Here is a 1,204-nt window from a genome sequence, read left to right as displayed (position 1 = left end):
GGAAAAACAGGTAACAATTGGAGATACAACATTTAAAATAGAACTTCCATTTTTTTTTTTTTTTACGCAAAATCCAGTAGAACAAGAGGGTGTCTATCAACTTCCAGAAGCACAGCTTGACCGTTTTATGTTAAAGCTTGTCGTAGGTTACAATACAAAAGAAGAAGAGTTAGAGATTGCAAGACGCATATCTAGTGGTAAGTTTGAGACTATAAACGCAGTGCTAAACGCAGCCCAACTTGAAGAGTTGAAAAAGGCTGTAAGAGAGATTCATGTTGATGCCGAAGTTGAAGAGTATATGATAGAACTTGTTAATGCAACAAGACATCCAGAGCAGTACGGACTTGATGAAGTAAAAGAGTACATTCAGTTTGGAGCTTCTCCCCGTGTAAGTATAGATATGTTTAAAGCGGTAAAAGCTATGGCATTTATGCGTGGAAAAGATTTTGTAACACCTGTAGATGTTGCTTACATTGTAAAAGAACTTATGCGCCACCGTCTTGTACTTACATATGAGGCAGAAGCTGAGGGAATTACAGCAGACAGTATCATTCAAAAAGTGATTGAAACAGTATCAATCCCGTAAGGTTGCAAAATTGAGCAAATTACAAAAAATACTTGTTCGAGCCCGTCGTCAAGTCTTTAGTGAAATGGTAGGGAATAATCCCTCCATCTTTCAGGGTGAGGGCTATGACTTTATAGAACTTCGTGAGTATATGCCCGGAGATGATATTCGTCATATTGATTGGAATATTACTGCAAAGTTAAAAAAGCCATATATTAAAATATTTCGTGAAGAGCGTGAGCTGAATGTTGTTGTCGCTTCTATGTTAAATGGAAGTGTTTACTTTGGTTCAAAGCGTTTTAAACAAGATGTTATTGCTGAGGTCAATGCACTGCTTAGTTTTTCTACTATTAAAAATGGTGATTTGCTTAGCTCATATATTTTTGCTGAGGAGATGTATTCTCATCTCAAACCGAGTAAAAAGCTCCACCAAGTACATAAAAATGTGCAAGAGATATTGGAATTTGAGCCACTGAACCATAAAGCAGATTATAAAGTTATGGCAAATACACTTTTTAAAAGGCTTAAACGCAAGTCCCTCATCATAATAGTGGGTGATTTCTTTGAAGTGCCTGATTTTAAACTATTGGCAAGAAAACATGAAGTTGTTGCTGTTATTGTAAGAGACAGACTTGAAGA

At 36.4% G+C, this 1,204-nt stretch carries 2 protein-coding genes; both read left to right on the top strand.

Annotation, left to right across the window (positions count from 1 at the left end; all coding sequences use genetic code 11):
• Window positions 1-586: MoxR family ATPase (locus MVY38_RS06575; protein WP_297484542.1), on the top strand; the 586-nt coding region annotated here is incomplete at its 5' end.
• A gap of 10 nt (window positions 587-596) precedes the next feature.
• On the top strand, window positions 597-1,204 hold a 608-nt coding region (locus MVY38_RS06570), incomplete at its 3' end, for a DUF58 domain-containing protein (protein ID WP_366939771.1).

The sequence above is a fragment of the Sulfurimonas sp. genome, assembly GCF_027056685.1.
In the GTDB taxonomy this organism is placed as follows: Bacteria; Campylobacterota; Campylobacteria; order Campylobacterales; family Sulfurimonadaceae; genus Sulfurimonas.
This window is presented reverse-complemented; position numbering and strand designations above follow the sequence as displayed.